This window comes from Clostridium sp., assembly GCF_036642255.1.
Classification (GTDB): Bacteria; Bacillota; Clostridia; order Clostridiales; family Clostridiaceae; genus Clostridium_J.
Genome location: NZ_JAVWDJ010000001.1, coordinates 179,299 through 199,110, shown reverse-complemented (window position 1 = coordinate 199,110; position 19,812 = coordinate 179,299). Strand labels below are relative to the sequence as shown.

The following is a 19,812-nucleotide window of genomic DNA, read 5'->3' as shown; positions in this document are numbered from 1 at the left end:
AGTTACAAATATATTATAGGAGGCCAATATGAATATAATAGAACAAAAGTTAATTAAAGAGTTTATTATATCAAAGGAACAAATCTTAAATGTTATTGAATTATTAGATGAAGGGAATACTGTTCCCTTTATTGCTCGTTATAGAAAAGAAAGAACTGGTGGGCTTGATGACATAATATTAAGAAGTTTTTCAGAGAGACTTATATATTTGAGGAATTTAGAAGGTAGAAAAGAAGATATAATTAGACTCATTGAAGAGCAAGGAAAGCTTACGGAGGATATTAAAGAGTCTATAGTAAAGGCAGAAACTTTAACAGAAATAGAAGATATTTATAGACCTTTTAAGCAAAAAAAGAGAACAAGAGCAACTATTGCAGTAGAGAAGGGGCTTTCCCCTTTAGCTGAGGAAATCTTTAGTGGTGAATTTAAAGATGATATAGAAGAATATGCTTCAAAATTTATTGATGAAGAAAAGGGTGTAAAATCTATAGAGGAAGCACTTCAAGGTGCTATGGATATAATTAGTGAAAAAATTAGCGATGAAGCAGAGTATAGAAAATGGATTAGAGAATTTGTTCAAAACAATGGAATCATAGAAACAAAGAGTAGTAGTAAAGAATCAACACCATATGAAATGTACTATGATTACAGGGAAGCTGTAAGAGTTATACCTCCTCACAGAATTCTAGCTATAAACAGAGGTGAAGATGAAAAAATATTATCAGTTAAAATCACTGCTGATATGGAAAAAATTATTACTTATATGAAAAATAGAACTTTAAGAGGTAATAAAATTACAGATAAATATATAGAACTAAGTGTAGAGGATTCTTTAAAGAGGCTTATCTATCCATCTATAGAGAGAGAAATTCGATCAGCGTTAACAGATATAGGGGAAGAAGGGGCAATAAAAATATTTAAGGCAAACTTAAAGGCACTGCTTATGACTGCACCTATTAAAGGGAAAATTATAATGGGCTATGACCCAGGATTTAGAACAGGGTGTAAAGTGGCAATTCTTGATGATACAGGAAAATTCCTTGATAATGTGACAGTACATGCGACCTCTGCTAGTGAATATCAAATTAACAAATCTATAGAAATCCTTAGGGATATGATTATTAAATATAATGTAGATGTGATTTCTTTAGGAAATGGTACGGCAAGCAGGGAGTCAGAGGAAATTTTAGCAAAGGTTATAAGTGAAGTGAAAATCGCTACAGGGAAAGAGGTTTATTATGTAGTGGTATCAGAAGCTGGTGCTTCGGTATATTCTGCATCAGAACTTGCTACAAAAGAGTATCCAAACCTTGATGTAACTGTAAGAGGAGCCATTTCAATAGGAAGAAGACTTCAGGACCCTCTTGCAGAGTTAGTGAAAATTGATCCGAAGGCTATAGGGGTGGGGCAATATCAGCACGACGTAACACCTAAAAAACTTGATGAGTCTTTAAAAGGAATAGTAGAGGATTGTGTTAATAATGTAGGAGTAGATTTAAATGTAGCCACTCCAGCATTACTTTCATATATTTCAGGAATTAATAGTACTATAGCACAAAATATTGTTGCACATAGAGAAGAAATTGGGAAATTTAAATCAAGAAAAGAACTTTTAAAAGTTAAGAGATTAGGAAATAAAGCTTATGAGCAATGTGCAGGATTTTTAAGAGTTATGGAAAGTGACGAGCCTTTAGATAATACATCGGTGCATCCAGAAAGCTATGATGGAGCTAAGAAGCTAATTAATATGTTAGGATATTCAAAAGAAGATTTAAGAAAGAATAGACTTCAAGATATTGATGCTAAAATTGCTCAATTAGGAATTGAAAAGTTATCAAAGGACTTGGATATAGGAATTCTTACACTTTCTGATATAATTAAAGAAATCAAAAAGCCAGGACGTGACCCAAGAGAAGAACTACCAAAACCTATTTTTAAAACGGGAATCCTTCAATTATCTCAGTTGAAACCAGGAATGATGCTCATGGGAACTGTTAGAAATGTATCTGATTTTGGTGCATTTGTAGATATTGGAGTACATCAAGATGGACTAGTTCACAAAAGCCAACTTAGTGATAGGTTTGTAAAACATCCATTAGATGTGGTTAAGGTTGGGGATATAGTAGAAGTAAGAGTTATAGATGTGGATGAAAAAAGGCATCGTATATCTTTATCCATGAAAAGAAATGCATAACTAAAAAAAGCTTTTGCAGGAAGTATTACACTGTTGATTTACGACAAATATTAAATCTATGCAATTTAAATTTTATAAACAGGAAAATAAAATAATGTTTATGGTATAAAATTATTTTTTCAAGATATTGATATTTTCATAACAGTGTATTATAATTATCTTGTAAAGAAAAAATTAAATAATGCACTTCAGGGCGGGGTTAGAGTCCCCACCGGCGGTAAAGCCCGCGAGCCGTAAGGCAGATTCGGTTAGATTCCGAAGCCGACAGTATAGTCTGGATGGAAGAAGGTAGTATGTGTAATATAGAATTGTTACGCCCTGGTCTTTTTGATCAGGGCTTTTATTTTTGGTATTGGATATCTTTAAAATAGCTAGTTGATTTAACTAGGTATTAGATCTCAAATACCATATATTGCACAAAGATACCTCTTGGGGTTTGCAGTGATTTTAGGAGGGTGTAATATGAGCAAAAAAAGAAATTTAAACTCACTTATCAAAATAGCACTTTTAGGAGCAATAGCATTTATAATAATGTTATTTGAATTTCCAATTCCAGGATTTCCGCCATTCTTAAAACTTGATTTTAGCGACTTGCCAGCATTAATAGGTGGATTTGCGTTGGGACCAGTGGCAGGAATTATGGTTGAACTTATAAAAAATATATTAAATGTGGTAATGCATGGAACGACTACAGGAGGAGTAGGGGAATTGGCTAACCTTCTTGTAGGTGGAGTTTTTGTATATGTAGCTTCTTTTATTTATCATAAAAACAAGACTAGGAAAAGTGCAGTTATGGGATTAATTGCAGGAACTATTTTAATGACTATTGTTGCAGGTGTATTTAACTTCTATGTATTAATACCACTATATGCAACGCTATTTGGAGGCCTTGAGAATGTTATTGGGGCAGCAGCTGTAGCAAATAAGAGCATCAACAGCTTAGGAACTTTAATTGTTATTGGTATAACACCTTTTAACATTTTGAAAGGTATTATAGTATCTGGTATAACTCTTGCATTATACAAAAAAGTTTCTCCATTAATTCATAAAGAAAGTCTAAATGTAGAACAACAAAAGTTAAGAGAAAAGGCAAGTAATTTATAATATTTAGAATAATAATAAAGGACTATGAAATTAAATTTCATAGTCCTTAGATTTTTCTATTCCACATTACGAGAGCATCTTCTTTATTATCTGCATAGTAATTTTTTCTAATACCTTCCACAATAAAACCATGCTTTTCATATAAGGAAATGGCAATTACATTTGACCTTCTTACTTCTAAAGTTATACCTACCAATCCTTTTTCCTTGCATATATGAAGAAGATTTTCTACTAAAATATCACCTAAGCCATTGGCTCTATAACTTGGGTGTACAGCAATATTTGTAATATGGGCTTCGTCAAAGATAATCCACATGCCACCAAAGCCAACTACAGAAGAACCTAACTTTAGAACTATATATTTGGCATATTTATTTTCTAATTCTTTTTTTAGAGAGTCTAAACTCCAAGGAATTGGAAAGCTTAATTTACTAATATTCTCTATTTCTACAATATTACTTTCATCCATCGGTACAATAGATAAATCAATCATTATTTTTCCTCATTTTTTCTTCATATTCTCTTTCAGCCTGAGACGCTCTAAGATAAATTGGGGCGGAAGTAAAGATATCTTCTTTTTTGCCGTCTTTTAAAAGTTTGATTCCAAGTTCACCTAATGCAGAAGCTCTAACAAGGTTAAGATGAGTTGGAGCGAAAGCTATATTATCAATACTAGCTAAAAGTTTCTCTTTAAATTTAAAAGTACCATCTCCAATAAAATAAACTTTAGTGTTAAAACTTTTAACTTTTTCTATCAATTCCTCTAAGGATAAAATTTGAGGTTCCTCTATGGATATTAGAGAGCTATTATCCATTTTGTAAAAGTTAGTATATACGTTTCCTCTTAATGCATCCATTATTGGGCAAATAATTCCTTCAACAAAATAAAGGTTATTGGCAAGGGCATCTAAGGAGGATATAGATATAAAAGGCTTTTCGTTAGCTTGAACTAAGCCCTTTATAGTGGCCATTCCTATTCTAAGCCCAGTAAAGGAACCAGGACCTTTTGACACCACAAAACCATCGATATCATTAATAGTTAAGTCAGTATTTTTCAAAAGTTTGTCAATCATTGGCATCATGATTACAGAATGTTGCTTTTTATAATTAAAAATAATTTCTCCAAGAAGTTTATCTTCATCTATAATGGCAGCAGTTGCACTTTCGGTAGCTGAATCTAAGCACAGTATTTTCATAGTGTTAACTCCTTTATATAATCATATCTAGAATCACTGTAGTTTATTGATACTTTTCTGCAGGTGGAACCTAACTCGGGAACTTTTTCTAGAGTAATTGTGACACTTTCTTCCGGAATTAATTCCTCAATGTAGTTAGCCCACTCAATTACGCTTACTCCACCACCAAATATGTACTCATCAAAGCCTATAGCAGCTATTTCATCAGGGTCATTTACTCTATATACATCAAAATGATAAAATTTCAATCTTCCATCATATTCATTAACAATATTAAAGGTAGGACTTGTAATATGTTCTTCAATATTTAGACCTTTTGCAATACCCTTAGTAAGATGAGTTTTACCAGTACCTAAATCACCGATAAGACAAATAATGTCACCTTCATTAGTGTATCTTCCTAGTTGTATTCCTAGGTTTTCTGTCTCTTCTACCGTGTTAACTAAAAACTCCATGTTTTTCACCTCATTATTATTTTAGCCGAGAAAATAAAAAATGAAAAGGCAATATAAAGCATTGCCTTTTACAAGTTTAGATTATTATAGCAAAGAACAGTTTCTACCTTTGAAATTAGTGTGCTTTTTAGGCACTTTACTGCTTTCCCACAGATAAGCCCTTTTCTAACCATATCATCAAGTATATCTAAAGCTTCATACATATACATTCCTTTTCTGTAAGGCCTATCTTCTGTTAAAGCTTGGTAAATGTCGCATACACCAATAATTCTGCTCTCTTGGCTTATTTCCGATAGGGGAAGTCTTCTTGGGTAACCTTCTCCATTTAACTTTTCATGATGATTTGCTGCCCATTCACTTATATCTGAAATCATTTCAATTCTATCTAATATAAGTTTTGTGTAGTATGTGTGAGATTTTATTAAAGAAAATTCATCATCTGTAAGCTTATCTTTTTTATCTAAAATGGTTACTGGAATTGCTAACTTTCCAATATCATGTAAAAGACCTGAAATCTTCATTTTTAAACATTTATCTTCATCATAATCTAAACATTTAGCTACATCAAAAGCAAGGTTGGCTATGCCTCTAGAATGCATAGCAGTAAAACTACTTTTGCTATCTATTATATTGGCGAAAATTTCTGCAATATATTCAAATTCTTTTAAATTAATATAAGTTTCTTTTTTAGGGGCAATATCATCTAAGATAAAACCCATACTAGGAACATTGTATAAATTAAACCAAAAGGTTTCAGCTTTAGCAAGGACTAGGAAACAGTCAACAATAGTTGGAGAAAACAATGTGCCACTGCGAAGCTTAACCCATTCTAGAATAGTGTCCTTTTGTTTATATGTAGGTATATTTTCATCAAACATTATTTCTAATAAATCAGCGAGTCTGATTATCTGAGCTTCTATGGGAATAAGATAATTTTTAAGCTTCATGCATCCACTACCATCGTAATTTTCGTGATGATATAAAATAATATCATAAATTTGTAGTAAGGATGGAATCTTTTGTATCATAGAAGCACCTTGAATACAATGTGCTTTAATATATTCTTCAGAGTTATGTACTGCAGTCAACATACTTTGTGCGCCAATATCGTGAAGCATGGCTGCAATATATAGATTGTGATAACTATCGTCATTAATTTTAAGTCTGTTAGCTATTTCCAATGCAATATAGGCAGTTCGTTTAGAGTGATGAGAATACTTATGTTTAGAATAGTTGATTTCGGATATATCTTCTATAACATTTAAATTTTCTAATGATGTAGTTTCAGCTAAATCTAATGCAATAGAAAGCGCATTAACTATTTTGTTAAGACTTATATTCATAAGTACCCCCTGCAATGACAATTTCATGTAATTAATCATAATTATATCATATTTTATTTCCTTGTTATATGTAAAACTTTCAATTATTTTTAATATAATTTTATTGGCAAAGGATTTTGGGTAAGTTAGTTTTGGTATAAAATCATGAAAATTCTTAGTTAAATTAATATATATTTGCATAAAATAGGAATCAACAGAAAATTCATGAAATTCCATAGACAAACTTTGTAAATTTATATTATAATTAAAGATAATCATCATAGTATTTTACTTGAAGATGAAAATAATGTATAATATAATTAGAATGGATAGCCTTAATAAGGGGGAATGAGCCATGTTTGTAAGTAACTTAATGTTGTCAAAAGAAAAATTAACTACTGTAACTCCAAAAATCACTATAGGTGAAGCTCTTGATATAATGGAAAAAAATAACTTTTTATCTATTCCAGTAGCAGAGGGCAATAAGTTTTACGGTGCTATATCAAAAGAAAAAATATATACGTATTATTATGAGAAATCTATAGAAAGACAATGCTTGCTTTCTGATTTCTTGGTTGAAAACGTTATGAGAACTGATGTGCCAGTAATTAATCCATTAGAGCAAATTGAAAAGGCAGCTCACTTCTTAGAAACTAAGAGTATTGCTTTTGTAGCAGTTGTTGATAACAATGGAGACTTTAAAGGAATTGTAACACATCATGCTATCTTCCATCAATTTACTGAACTGTTTGGATTAAACAAGGGTAAACGCTTAGCAGTAATTGCTTATGATATTCCAGGGCAAATATCAAAACTTTCAAAAATAATCACTGAAAATAAAGGTGATATAATAAGCTTTGTAGTTGTGGATCCAAAGAGTGTTACAGAGGTTAAGGAAATTGTAGTAAGATTAAACACAGATGACTTTGATGGCATCTTATCAAAAGTTAAGAATGCTGGATTTAAAGTTCAATAAAAAAACATCCTCCCTTTGGGGGGATTTTTTTATATAAAAGTTGGTTAGAGGACTTTCGAAGAATGTAGAAAACATTTAATAATATAAATGATATAGTAATATAATAAATATATAATTTAGGTTGAGGAGATGATTAAAATTAGTGATGTAATTGACTTTAATGAACTTAGAAATAGGGCCAATGATAAGGATATCGATAAATTTGAAGATTATATATACTCTCTTTATTATTCCATGGGACAGGGAAAAATAAATATGCTTGAGTTTAGTAAGAAAATACAAGTGTATATGGAAGAGAATAATATATCTCAAGAGAAATTCTTAAATATTCAAAAGAAGCTTATGGAAAGATATGGTCTTGACATGAATAATATTGATGAGCAAATGAAGACCTATGGAATTGACCCTAGCCAATTTGCAGCTTTAGGAAAAGATTATGAAGAAATAAGAAAAACTTTAAGTTTTCAGGAGAAGTATAAAGGAAGGATTGCTTCTAAAGCAATGACAACTTATACTATTAAAAATTTAAAAAATGATTTAGAAATTATAATGGAAGATATAAATATAGTGCTTAAAAGTGAAAAACATATTGACTTAACAGACAATGAGCTTAATGAATTTTTAGTTTCCTATAAAAAATTAGTAAATGATAAAGCACTAAATGTAAGTATTTGTGAAAATTCTACTAGCTACATTTATTAATTATTTTATGCATTATTTAAAGCACAACTTGTATAAAATTACCCCTATATTTCAATAATATAGGGGTAATTAATTTATAGATAATCAGGATTTAACAACAATTCGAAGGCTCAAGTCTGACAATTTCTATAAGTGGCAGGCTCAATACCTTTCCAAAGCTTTTAGATCTATGAAACTTGCTATGTCTTTAATGGTACAATTTACAAGGTAACATTTGTGTTTACAGTATGTTTATTGAATTTTGGTAGAGGATAGTATATAATTAAAATAATTACTTTGATAATCAAAATATTTGAAAGTCAAAATATGTGTTAGAGGAGATGAAATATATATGAATATAAGTCCATTAAAAATAGGAAATTTAGTAGCTAGATTACCTATTATTCAAGGTGGAATGGGAATAGGGGTTTCACTATCAAAACTAGCAGCTGCAGTAACTAAAGCAGGTGGTATAGGAGTAATTTCAGCAGCTCAAATTGGATATGATGAGGAAGATTTTGAAGTAAATCCTTTGGAAGCCAATGTTAGGGCTTTAAAAAGACATATAGAATTAGCCAAGGAAAAAGCAATGAAGGGAATTATTGGTGTAAATATCATGGTTGCTATGGAGCACTATGAAAAGTATGTTAAAGCTTCTATAGAAGCTGGAGCAGACTTAATTATATCTGGAGCAGGATTACCATCTGCCCTACCAAAGATAGCAAAAGACTCATCAATAAAATTAGCGCCAATAGTTTCATCGTTAAAAGCTGCTAAAGTTATATTGAAGATGTGGGATAGACATGATAAGTGTACTCCAGATCTAGTAGTTATTGAGGGACCTAAAGCTGGTGGTCACCTTGGGTTTAAGAAGGAAGAACTTGAAGAACCTACTATGGACTATGATAAGGTGATAATTGATATCATTAATGAAGTGAAAACTTATGAAGAAAAGTATAATAAGCATATCCCAGTGGTTGTAGCAGGTGGTGTATATGATGGTTATGATATAGCTAAGTATTTAAAGCTTGGTGCCGCAGGAGTTCAAATGTCTACAAGATTTGTAGCTACAGAAGAATGTGATGCTCATATAAATTATAAAAATGCTTATATAAATTCAAAACTTGATGATATTATGATAGTTCAAAGTCCTGTAGGTATGCCAGGGCGTGCCATAAGAAACTCATTTATTGATGAGGTTAATGATCATGGGTGTAAGGTTACAAAGTGCTATAGATGTATATCTCACTGTGACCCAAAAACAACACCATATTGTATAACTAAAGCATTGATAAACGCGGTGACAGGGAAAATAGATGAAGGACTTTTATTCTGTGGAGAAAATGCCCATAGAGTAGATAAAATTGTAACTGTTCCGGAATTGATGAATGAATTAGAAAAACAAATCTTGGAAGCTTAAAAATAAATTTAAACCTATATTAATTATAAGCATACTGAAATTTTCAGTGGTTGCATTATTAATATAGGTTTTTTATTCTTAGACAATAAAGGAGGTTTCTACCAATTGCCTTTTCAAATACAGATTAATTTTATAAAAGTATATGGAGCAAAGAATAGTTTTAAAGGACCATAATTCAGTTGATTCTATTGTAAAAAAATATATAATATACAAGAATCTTAAAAAGTGTAATAAAATGTGGATAAGTTTTTATACTTACTAATAAATTGTGATTAAATTACTTAGGAACTAATAATATGGATGTATCAATAAATTTTTAAGTATGAGGGTACAAAGATACAATAAATCAGAACATTAGATGATAAACAATATCAAATATATAAGAAGTTGCATATTTATAATTAAGGGGTTGATAATATGAAAATTTTCTTAGATTTTGGACATGGCGGTAATGATTCAGGTGCAACGTCTAATGGATTAGTTGAAAAGAATATGACTCTTGTGACAGGGTTGGAATGTAAAAAAATATTAGAAGAGCATGGTGTTGAAATCAAGGCATCAAGATTAGATGATAGAGCCATTGGATTAAGTGAAAGGGCTAAAATGGCCAACACTTGGGGTGCTGAATATTTTGTATCTATTCACTACAATGCTGGTGGTGGTGATGGAACTGAAGTAATCCATTCAATTTATGGGGGGAAGGGAGAAGTACTAGCAAAGGCTATAGTCTCAGCTATTAATAAGGAAACAGGACAAAATCTTCGACCTAGAGCAACCTATAGTAGAAAAGGATCGGATGGCAAGGATTACTATGCAGTAATTAGGGAAACAAAAATGGACGCAGTAATCGTTGAATGTGGTTTTATTGATAGTGGAGACAGAACCTTATATGATACAATTCCAGAACAAGAGAAAATGGGGAAAGCTATTGCTTATGGAATCCTAAATTATTTAGGAATATCAATTAAGCGCTCTGAGAATAAGAAATATTATGTGAGAACTGGAGATGTGGCAAAAGGTTCCTATGGTATAGAGATAAAAGGTTTAATCAGCAAGTATTTCTCTGATATTGATAGAATTTATGTCCTTGAAAAAAATGATATGTTTTATTTTGAAACTCAATATTTATCAAAAGAAAAGGCTGCCGAGGTAGTAAAAAGATTAAGTAATGGTAGTTTATCAGCTACTATTATAGAAGAATAAACCTACTATGAAATAGAGGGTAATAGATTACTTGAAAAGCTCGTTATTTACAAGGTAAGCCTTAAAACAAGTTAAAATAGTGGACAAACAAAACTAAAAAAATAAAAAGCCTTAGAAATTTACATTTCTAAGGCTTTTTGGCAGGGGCAACAGGACTTGAACCCGTAACCAACGGTTTTGGAGACCGCTACTCTACCAATTGAGCTATACCCCTATGTGTTTTATTACTAACAAAAAATATAATATCATAAAAAAAGAGAATTGGCAAGTAAAAAGTTTAAATTAACTAGTAACTATTTTAATCATAAATAAAAAGGCATCAATATGAAAATAGAGAAAATTAAAATGGGTAAAGCCTCAGTAGAATTAAAGTAATTTCATATATTTTCTAGTATTAGATAGATATATTTATATAGTATAATATATCTATCTAAACTTTGACGTAAGTTTAACTCTTATTCAAACAAGAGACTTATTCATTTTTGATGATGGTAAGCTTTTAGGTAATAATAAAATTATTTGCTAATATAGCTAAAACAAACATAATATTGTAAAAGGTGAGTGATTAAGTATGAACAGAAAAATTATCAGTTCAATATTAGCACTATTAGTATCCTTTAACTGCTACTTCACTAGTGTACAAGCTATGGATATAAAAAATATTGATGATACCTTACAATATACTATTCAAAAGGATTTAAATAGTACATCTGATATAAAAGAAAAGATTATGTTAACCTTTGAAGGAAATAAAGAAAATAAAAATTATAAAAGTAATGAAGTTTTGGTTAAATTAAAAGGTGAAAATCATGCAATTCTTTTAAAATCATTAGAAAAAAATTATGATTTAAAATTAAAAAAAACATTTGAAAGTGGGGTTTATGCACTATCCTTTGATGATAATAAACACAAAATAGATCAAATGTTAAGTATATTAAACAATGATTTTAATGTTGAGTATGCAGAACCAAATTATGCAGTGCAATTGCAATATAGTGGGGGAAATGAGCCGTATTTTAATAAGTTATGGGGCTTAAATAATACTACTACATCTGTTGATATTAATGTTGAGGCTGCATGGGATAAGATTACTATGAACTCAGATGTTGTTGTGGGAGTAGTTGATACAGGAATAGATTATAATCATGAAGATTTAAGTAAAAATATATGGACAAACACAAATGAAGTACCTGATAATGACGTTGATGACGATAACAATGGATATGTGGATGACTATTATGGGTGGGATTTTATCAATAATGATTCTGATCCATATGATGATAATGGGCATGGAACTCATATTAGCGGAACTATAGCTGCAGAAAATAACGGTATCGGTGTCATTGGAGTTGCACCTATGGTTAAGGTAATGGCTCTAAAAGTAGCGGATAAGTATGGTAATTTATATAAGGATGAAGTAATTGACGCTATAAACTATGGATTAAGTAAGGGTGTAAGGATTTTTAATTGTTCCTTTAGTGGTGTAGATTTTTCACAGTCAGAGTATGATACCATGAAAAATGCTAATGCCTTGTTTATTTCTGCATCAGGGAATGAGGGAGTGAACACGGATTATATTGATAATTATCCAGCTAATTATGATTTGCCTAATATTATTTCCGTGGGTGCAATTGATAAACTAGGAAACCTATCTAGTTTTTCAAATTATGGATTAAAATCAGTTGATATAGTTGCTCCAGGGAGTTATATACTAAGCACAATGCCAAAAGGATACGGTTATTATGATGGAACATCAATGGCGGCTCCACATGTAACAGGAATAGCAGCCTTAGCATTGAGTGAAAATCCAAATTTAACACCAGCTAATATTAGAGAATATATATTGGCTACGGGAACTAAACTATCACAGTTACAGGGGAAAATATCTACTGCAGCTATAGTAGATGCAGGAAATACTATTGCTGCTGTAGTAGCAGGAGAAATACCAAGAACAATCCCAGAACCATTACCAGAAGAAGAGAACCCCATACCAACACCAACTGAGGAACCTAAGACACAAGAAGAACCTAAAGAAGCGGTACTAGTTGGTTGGGTATATAAAGATAATAACCGTTATTTTTACAAGGAGGGAAAAGCACAGATAGCTTGGAACCTTATAGATGGAAAGTGGTATTATTTCAATAACCAAGGAGTAATGCAAAGGGGATGGAGACTGTTAGGTGGAGTATGGTACTACTTAGATGAAAGTGGAGTTATGGCAACGGGTTGGAGACAACTAGGGGGACTATGGTATTACATGGACAGCAGTGGGGCAATGGCCACAGGTTGGAGGCAACTAGGAGGCATATGGTATTACATGGACAATAGTGGAGCTATGGGCACAGGTTGGAGACAATTAGGTGGAACCTGGTATTACCTAGATAAAAGTGGAGCCATGGTTACTGGATGGAAGCAGATTTCCGCAAAGTGGTATTACTTTAATAAAAGCGGAGGTTTAAGATAATAAATAAAATATAGGAATAGAAAAACCAGCAAAGGGAAACTTTGCTGGTTTTTAAGTTATTTATTTATTTATTTTTCATTCATAATATTTAACTTATCAAAGATTATGAATGCTAGGTTTAATACTATTGCGACTATTGTTGCAAGGCCCATTCCACCGATTTCAATTGCACCTAGATGTATCTTTATTCCACTTAGTCCTATTATAAGTATTACAGAAGTTAGCATAAGATTTCTAGACTTAGAGTAATCTACTTTTTCTTCTATAAAAGTTCTTAACCCTGAGGTGGCTATAGTACCGAAGAGAAGTAAAGATATACCACCAATAACTGGAGTTGGTATAGTTCTAATTAGAGATGCTAGAGTACCTGAAAAACCTAACACTATAGAAAGGAGTCCTGCTCCACATATTACATATACACTATATACTTTTGTTATGGCCATAACACCTACGTTTTCACCATATGTTGTAGTTGGCACTGAACCGAAGAATCCTGAAAGCATTGTAGATAATCCGTCTCCTAAAAGTGATCTATGAAGACCAGGGTCTACAGATAAGTCTTTTCCTACAACATTACTAGTAACTGAAAGGTGTCCAATATGCTCTGCGATAACTACGAAGGTTGCTGGTAAGATGGTTAGTATAGCTGTAGTATCGAATTTTGCAAAGGACATGTTAGGAATAACTATTGCACTTGCTTCTTTTACTGCTTGAAAGTTTACTAAACCCATTAAGTAAGCTGAGATATACCCAACTACAACTGCGATAAGTATAGGAATTATTTTTAGGAATCCTTTTAATAATACCGAACCTAAAATCAGTGTTCCAAGTGTTATCATGGAAACAGTAACCCAAGCTATGTTTAACTCTGGAGAGTTAGAAAGTCCTACAGGGAACCCAGCCATATCAGCTGCTACTGGAGCAAGTTCAAGTCCTATTATAGTAACTATGGCACCCATGGCTGCTGGTGGGAAAAGTTTTTTAACCCATCCGATACCTGTGAAGCCAACGGTTATTGCTACTGCTGAGAAAACTAAACCTGAAACTACAAAGCCACCTTGTATATATTGAAAACTATATCCTTGTTGTTGAAGCAATAATACTGGTGCTATAAAAGCAAAGCTTGAACCTAAAAAGGCAGGTATTTTTCCTTTTGTTATAAAGGCATAAAGTAAAGTTCCGATACCGTTAAAAAATAATACAATTGCAGGGTCTAAGTTAAATAATATTGGAACAAGTACTGAGGCACCAAACATTGCAAATAAATGCTGTAAGCTTAGTGGTATTGCTTTTCTTAAAGGAACTTTATCCTGTACATCAATTACGGATGATTCCTCAACTAAATTAACGATTTTTTCATTTGATACTGCTTTTTCCATTTTAAATCCCCCTTTAAAATTTATTGGGGGAGCCTGCGCTCCCTTTTTAGCCTCGCTGGACTAAATTAAAAGTAACCTTAACGAAAATCACAGGACTATAAAAATAAAAAAGACTTCTTACAACGTAAGAAGTCTAATATAGTACCCAATAAGGGTTATACTTCACTATATTATTATTCTCCTTACAGTCTCTCTGGATCTGATTAAAGGTTCATAAGTAGTATAACATGCTTTTTGAAATTTTACAATAGGACTTTTAGGAATAATAGAAATATGAGCTAACTGTTGTTTTTAAGTAATATTTTTTATTATAAAAATCAAAGTAAGGTAATAATGAATATGTTAACTTATTAACTTGCAAAATTGTAAATGAACTAAGAATAATGTCTAGATTTAATGAATATTATTAATTAACAATTAATTTAAAGGGGGATTTTATATAATGTTTGCTGAATTTATCAGTAAGGCGGCTACATTCGTTTGGGGGTATCCTTTAATCATTCTTCTATTTGGGACTCATTTATACTTGACTTTTAAACTAAGATTTATTCAAAGGTACATTGGAAAAGCCATAAAATTATCTGTAACAAAGGACGATTTTGCTAAAGGAGATGTTAGCCAATTTAGCGCTCTTTGCACGGCATTAGCTGCAACAATAGGAACAGGTAATATTGTTGGAGTTGCTACAGCAGTTTCTCTTGGGGGACCTGGAGCTGTTCTTTGGACGTGGCTAACAGGGGTATTTGGTATTGCTACAAAATACTCAGAAGCACTTTTATCAGTTAAATACAGAATTAAAACTGAAGATGGTACCATGGCTGGAGGACCAATGTATGTTATGGAAAGAGCTATGGGTAAGAAATGGCTAGCAATTTTATTTGCAACTTTTACATGTATAGCAGCTTTAGGAATTGGTTCTGCTGTTCAAGCTAACTCTATTTCTACACTGTTACAAAGTACCTTTAATATACCAACTTGGATTTCAGGGGTGGTAATGGCTATTTGCACTGCTGTAGTAGTAATAGGTGGTATTAAGAGTATAGCAAGAGTTTGTGACATTTTAGTCCCATTTATGGCTGTATTCTATGTAGCTGGATGTTTAATAATATTAATTATGACTTGGAGCACAATTCCAGCAACTATAGCTTTAATAGTTAAATGCGCATTTGCACCTAAGGCTATAGGCGGTGGATTAGCTGGAGCTGGTATTATGATGGCTATGAGATATGGTATTGCAAGAGGATTATTCTCTAACGAATCTGGTCTCGGTAGTGCACCAATAGTTGCAGCTGCTGCTCAAACAAGAAATCCAGTTAAGCAAGCGCTTGTAGCATCAACTGGAACCTTCTGGGATACAGTAGTAGTTTGTGCAATGACTGGTCTTGTAGTAGTTAACACAGGAGTTTGGAATCAAGGATTATCTGGTGGAGAGCTTACCAAAGCAGCTTTTGCTATGATTCCTGTTGTTGGACCGATAGTATTAACAGTTGGACTTTTAACCTTCGTATTTTCAACAATACTTGGTTGGTCATATTATGCTGAAAAAGCGGTAGAGTATTTATTTGGCAAGAAATCAATAACTCCATATAGAATTGTGTATGTAGCAATGGTATTTGTAGGAAGCGTATTTAGTTTAGACTTAGTATGGAATTTATCAGATTTAGCAAATGGTTTAATGGCGATTCCAAACTTAATATGCTTACTTGCTCTTAGTGGTGTTATAGTTAGTGAAACTAAAAAATATTTATGGGATGATAATCTCGAAGAAATAGATCAAGAACTTAATGGTTAAATAAATAGTGAAAGGTACTTCAAAGTTTGAGGTACCTTTTTTATCATAAAATAATTATATAAGTTATAACAACTTAAAGTGGAATTGTATAATTTTTAACAATCAAATACAGAATATTTTTATTTAAACTATATTTGGCATTGAATTTTATAATAGAGAAATATAAAGTGAATTTTTAGTAAATAAATATACAAAAAGTTTTTAATGTAAACTTAATAAATTTGATAATTTATAAATGTATTTATAAAATTAAAGGGGGTTTATAGAATATTATAAAAGATTCTATGAGAATCTTAAAGTTTCAAAAAGTTACAAAAAATAATGTCGGATATTAACGAAACAAAATAATGAGAGAATTTTAACAATTGTTAAAATTGTGAAAATATTTGGTATAATATGTTTACAACTTAATACAATAAAAGGGGGAATATGTTTATGTTTGCTGAATTTATTAGTAAAGCTGCATCATTTGTTTGGGGGTATCCTTTAATCATTCTTTTATTTGGAACGCACTTATACTTAACTTTTAGACTAAGATTCATCCAAAGATATATAGGAAAGGCAATAAAGCTTTCTGTAACTAAGGATGATTTCGCAGAAGGAGATGTAAGTCAGTTTAGTGCTCTTTGTACTGCATTAGCAGCAACAATAGGAACTGGTAATATTGTTGGGGTTGCTACAGCTGTGTCACTAGGGGGTCCTGGAGCAGTACTTTGGTGTTGGCTTACAGGGGTATTTGGGATAGCTACAAAATATTCAGAAGCACTTTTATCAGTTAAATACAGAGTTAAAACTGCAGATGGTACCATGGCTGGTGGACCAATGTATGTTATGGAAAAAGCTATGGGGAAAAAATGGTTAGCTGTGTTATTTGCTGCCTTTACAAGCTTAGCTGCTTTAGGAATAGGTTCTGCTGTACAAGCTAACTCTATTTCTACATTATTAGCTAGTACTTTTAGTATACCAACCTGGATATCAGGTTTAGTAATGGCAATTCTTACTGCAGTAGTTATAATAGGTGGGATAAAGAGTATAGCAAGAGTTTGTGACATTCTTGTACCATTCATGGCTGGATTTTATGTTATAGGATGTTTAATAATATTAATTATGACTTGGAGCACAATACCTGCTACTATAGCATTAATAGTAAAAAGTGCATTTTCAGCTAAAGCTGTAGGTGGTGGAGCTGCTGGTGCTGGTATGATGATGGCGATGAGATTTGGTATTGCAAGAGGGCTATTCTCTAATGAATCTGGTCTTGGTAGTGCACCAATAGTTGCTGCTGCTGCTCAAACAAGAAACCCTGTAAAACAAGCTCTTGTTTCAGCTACAGGAACCTTCTGGGATACAGTAGTAGTTTGTGCAATGACTGGTCTCGTAGTAGTTAATACAGGAGTTTGGAATCAAGGCTTAGCAGGTGGAGAACTTACTAAAGCTGCATTTGCGATAATACCAGTAGTTGGACCAATTGTACTAACTGTTGGACTTCTAACCTTCGTATTCTCAACCATATTAGGTTGGTCATACTATGCTGAGAAAGCAGTAGAATACCTATTTGGAAAGAGGTCAATAACACCTTATAGAGTTATATATGTAGCAATGGTATTTGTAGGTAGTGTGTTCAGTTTAGATTTAGTATGGAACATGTCAGACCTAGCAAATGGATTAATGGCAGTTCCAAACCTTATCTCATTACTTGCACTAAATGGTGTTATAGTTAGTGAAACTAAGAAATATCTTTGGGATGATAATCTTGAAGCTATAGATTATGAACTTAACCCAGAATCAAAACCTAAAAAATCTAAAAATGGAAAGAGTGGAAACAAGGGTTTAGATACTAATATGTAATATAAGTAATAAAAAGTGCCTCAATTATTTTTGAGGCACTTTTTTTATAGGCGTATATTTTGACCTATCTTTTTCAGTAGGATCGATATAAGTATAATCTCCTTGAGGCGTTTTAGTGAGTCCTAAGTTTGCCATTTGCTTTCTTGTAACTGCATGTTTATTAGCCATAATAAACACTCCCTTCAAATTTAGCTTTAGCATTATGTAGCTTTTTATTCACATATAATTATAGAAACAACCATGGTTTAAAGTACATATAAATATGTTTAAGAATTATAAAAAAATCACAGTGATAGTATATAAATACTTTTTCAGTGTTTTAAATTTCAAGTAAGGAAAATAGTATATCCAGTGTACAAAGGGTCTACATATGTGAAGCCATGGGAAGCTATATGAAAAATGCAATCAAAAGGGAAGGAAATGTTGAATAATTTACCATAAATATATAATAAGATATTTTGCACATAATAGTATAGTAGTAATCATATCGATGAGGAGGAAACTATGTGCAAAGAAGCTAAGATTTTACTTTTAATTAGTGCGATATTTACCTTAGCTATGGGGTTGTCAGGTATATTTGTAAATATATTTTTTTGGAAACAAACCAGTAATTTTATAGTAATAGTTATTTATAACTTAATACATTACATAACTATGCCTTTTGGCTTTATAATAGGAGGAATATTATCAAAAAAGAAAAATGGTATATGGTCTTTAAGGTTAGGATTAATTTTATATGGCCTTTTTTATGCATTGATATTATTTATAGGTAATAAGGGTGGTATATATATCTATATACTAGGTATAGTGTACGGCTTCGCTGCAGGTTTTTATTGGTTAGCTTTCAATACATTAAGTTTTGATTTTACATGTACCACCAATAGAGATACTTTTAACGGATTCAATGGGAGTTGTGCAGGAATAGCAGCGGCTATTGCGCCTATAACTTCAGGATATATTATAACTAGATATATTGGGAATAAGGGATACAATATAGTATTTGCTATTACTCTCACTATGTTTATAGTTCTTCTCCTAATAAGTATATTACTTAAATGTAATAATTACGGTAAAAAGCTAGATTTTAAAAAAGCCTTCTCGAGAAATTGTGAGGACTGGAGTGTTATAAGAAAGTCCACTATGTTTTGGGGGTTTAGAGATGTAATAATAGCTTTTGTGGTAAATATATTGATAATAGAAACAACAAATAGCGAGCTTTCCTTGGGAAAATTAACTTTTATGGGAGCTTTAGCATCCTCAGCGGCGTATATAATTGTACAAAAAATAATCAAACCACCTAATAGAAGGCTATCTATTCTTATAGGAACAATAGGATCATTCTTAGCCGTACTGAGCATAGTATTTAGAGTAAATTACATAACTTTATTTATATTTATGATATTTGATTCATTTATACTTCCATTTTTTATTATACAGCTTTCATCATCTACCTTTAATGTAATTAATAAAATTCATGATGAAGATATGAGAATTGAATATATGATTAATAAGGACATTGCAATTAATGGAGGAAGAGTGATTAGTTCCATCATATTGCTTGGACTTCTTTTGTCTTTTAAGGATGCAGAAGTTCTTAAAATATACTTGTTGTTCATTGGAGTTGCTCCAGTTGTGTCAGGGTATTTTTTAAGAAAGCTAAAAGATGTTCTAGAAGGAAAAAAATTACCTGGGTGTGATAAAAGCTAATTGGATTATTAAATATATTATTTTAAGCCTGCAAATCTCATGAATTTGCAGGCTTAATTAAATTGTAAATA

General features: G+C 31.8%; 16 protein-coding genes, 1 tRNA gene and 1 riboswitch. Of the genes, 10 read left to right on the top strand and 7 right to left on the bottom strand.

Annotated features, from left to right (window positions below; all coding sequences use genetic code 11):
- Positions 1–28 precede the first annotated feature (28 nt).
- Together RR409_RS00830 and RR409_RS00825 are read left to right on the top strand one after the other, a co-directional pair.
- Positions 29–2,194 (top strand): Tex family protein, encoded by a 2,166-nt coding sequence (locus RR409_RS00830; RefSeq protein WP_332555810.1) that lies wholly within the window; start codon positions 29–31, stop codon positions 2,192–2,194.
- 180 nt (positions 2,195–2,374) lie between these two features.
- Positions 2,375–2,487, top strand: a riboswitch (FMN riboswitch).
- A gap of 169 nt (positions 2,488–2,656) precedes the next feature.
- Entirely contained in the window at positions 2,657–3,298 is a 642-nt protein-coding gene (locus RR409_RS00825; protein WP_332555809.1) for an ECF transporter S component, read from the top strand.
- 46 nt (positions 3,299–3,344) lie between these two features.
- Here RR409_RS00825 and rimI read toward each other — a convergent pair whose 3' ends face one another.
- From rimI to RR409_RS00805, 4 genes are all read right to left on the bottom strand, one after another.
- Entirely contained in the window at positions 3,345–3,791 is a 447-nt protein-coding gene (gene rimI / locus RR409_RS00820; RefSeq protein WP_332555808.1) for a ribosomal protein S18-alanine N-acetyltransferase, read from the bottom strand.
- The gene (tsaB, locus tag RR409_RS00815; protein ID WP_332555807.1) at positions 3,784–4,494 is read right to left on the bottom strand and encodes a tRNA (adenosine(37)-N6)-threonylcarbamoyltransferase complex dimerization subunit type 1 TsaB; all 711 of its coding nucleotides are present in this window, start codon (positions 4,492–4,494) and stop codon (positions 3,784–3,786) included. The genes rimI and tsaB overlap by 8 nt, the downstream gene beginning before the upstream one ends.
- On the bottom strand, positions 4,491–4,949 hold the full coding sequence (gene tsaE, locus RR409_RS00810; RefSeq protein ID WP_332555806.1) for a tRNA (adenosine(37)-N6)-threonylcarbamoyltransferase complex ATPase subunit type 1 TsaE: 459 nt from the start codon (positions 4,947–4,949) through the stop codon (positions 4,491–4,493). Before tsaE ends, tsaB begins: the two co-directional genes overlap by 4 nt.
- A gap of 68 nt (positions 4,950–5,017) precedes the next feature.
- Positions 5,018–6,292, bottom strand: coding sequence for an HD domain-containing phosphohydrolase (locus RR409_RS00805; RefSeq protein WP_332555805.1), 1,275 nt, complete (start codon positions 6,290–6,292; stop codon positions 5,018–5,020).
- 334 nt (positions 6,293–6,626) lie between these two features.
- Here RR409_RS00805 and RR409_RS00800 point away from each other — a divergent pair, with 334 nt between their 5' ends.
- From RR409_RS00800 to RR409_RS00785, 4 genes are all read left to right on the top strand, one after another.
- Entirely contained in the window at positions 6,627–7,247 is a 621-nt protein-coding gene (locus tag RR409_RS00800; RefSeq protein ID WP_332555804.1) for a CBS domain-containing protein, read from the top strand.
- Positions 7,248–7,385: 138 nt separating this feature from the next.
- Positions 7,386–7,949 (top strand): DUF3867 domain-containing protein, encoded by a 564-nt coding sequence (locus RR409_RS00795; protein ID WP_332555831.1) that lies wholly within the window; start codon positions 7,386–7,388, stop codon positions 7,947–7,949.
- Between the two features lie 331 nt (positions 7,950–8,280).
- Positions 8,281–9,348, top strand: a complete 1,068-nt coding sequence (locus RR409_RS00790) for a nitronate monooxygenase family protein (RefSeq protein WP_332555803.1) — start codon at positions 8,281–8,283, stop codon at positions 9,346–9,348.
- A gap of 417 nt (positions 9,349–9,765) precedes the next feature.
- Entirely contained in the window at positions 9,766–10,551 is a 786-nt protein-coding gene (locus RR409_RS00785) for an N-acetylmuramoyl-L-alanine amidase (protein WP_332555802.1), read from the top strand.
- A gap of 138 nt (positions 10,552–10,689) precedes the next feature.
- On the opposite strand, the gene RR409_RS00780 is transcribed toward RR409_RS00785, so the two are convergent.
- Positions 10,690–10,765, bottom strand: a tRNA-Trp gene (locus RR409_RS00780).
- Between the two features lie 357 nt (positions 10,766–11,122).
- On the opposite strand from RR409_RS00780, the gene RR409_RS00775 reads away from it, so the two are divergent.
- A complete protein-coding gene (locus RR409_RS00775) occupies positions 11,123–13,015 on the top strand; it encodes a S8 family serine peptidase (RefSeq protein ID WP_332555801.1) in 1,893 nt (630 codons plus the stop codon).
- A 68-nt stretch (positions 13,016–13,083) separates the two neighbouring features.
- Here RR409_RS00775 and uraA read toward each other — a convergent pair whose 3' ends face one another.
- Complete coding sequence (gene uraA, locus RR409_RS00770; protein WP_332555800.1) at positions 13,084–14,394, bottom strand: uracil permease; 1,311 nt, start codon at positions 14,392–14,394, stop codon at positions 13,084–13,086.
- Between the two features lie 442 nt (positions 14,395–14,836).
- Here uraA and RR409_RS00765 point away from each other — a divergent pair, with 442 nt between their 5' ends.
- Positions 14,837–16,186 (top strand): sodium:alanine symporter family protein, encoded by a 1,350-nt coding sequence (locus RR409_RS00765; protein ID WP_332555799.1) that lies wholly within the window; start codon positions 14,837–14,839, stop codon positions 16,184–16,186.
- 435 nt (positions 16,187–16,621) lie between these two features.
- A complete protein-coding gene (locus tag RR409_RS00760) occupies positions 16,622–18,034 on the top strand; it encodes a sodium:alanine symporter family protein (RefSeq protein ID WP_332555798.1) in 1,413 nt (470 codons plus the stop codon).
- A 24-nt stretch (positions 18,035–18,058) separates the two neighbouring features.
- On the opposite strand, the gene RR409_RS00755 is transcribed toward RR409_RS00760, so the two are convergent.
- A complete protein-coding gene (locus RR409_RS00755) occupies positions 18,059–18,202 on the bottom strand; it encodes a hypothetical protein (RefSeq protein ID WP_332555797.1) in 144 nt (47 codons plus the stop codon).
- Between the two features lie 336 nt (positions 18,203–18,538).
- On the opposite strand from RR409_RS00755, the gene RR409_RS00750 reads away from it, so the two are divergent.
- Positions 18,539–19,741, top strand: coding sequence for an MFS transporter (locus tag RR409_RS00750; RefSeq protein ID WP_332555796.1), 1,203 nt, complete (start codon positions 18,539–18,541; stop codon positions 19,739–19,741).
- Positions 19,742–19,812: the final 71 nt, after the last annotated feature.